Origin of the sequence: Pantoea sp. GbtcB22 (assembly GCF_019091025.1) — a bacterium.
In the GTDB taxonomy this organism is placed as follows: Bacteria; Pseudomonadota; Gammaproteobacteria; order Enterobacterales; family Enterobacteriaceae; genus Pantoea; species Pantoea leporis.
Genome location: NZ_JAGXKB010000951.1, coordinates 1 through 232, shown reverse-complemented (window position 1 = coordinate 232; position 232 = coordinate 1). Strand labels below are relative to the sequence as shown.

The following is a 232-nucleotide window of genomic DNA, read 5'->3' as shown; positions in this document are numbered from 1 at the left end:
CAATAGGCGTTTGCATATATTCGCGAATCATTGAAATAAATGTTTGTTCATCTTGTCGTGCCCCCCCAGAACAAATAACACGCGTGTTACCTGCGGCGCTGGTGATGAGTCGTAATCCTTCGACAACACTCTGTTTCCCTTTTTCCGGTATTTTTATTTTGACAATGTCAGCACCCAATGCACAACCGACACCTGCGGCACCAGCAATAAGTGCCTCATCCGTTTCTTGATG

The 232-nt window shown here is 45.7% G+C and carries 1 protein-coding gene; it reads right to left on the bottom strand.

Annotated elements, in window-relative coordinates:
• A partial coding sequence (locus KVT28_RS27145) for a hypothetical protein (protein WP_217551441.1) occupies positions 1 to 232 on the bottom strand: 232 nt, incomplete at both ends.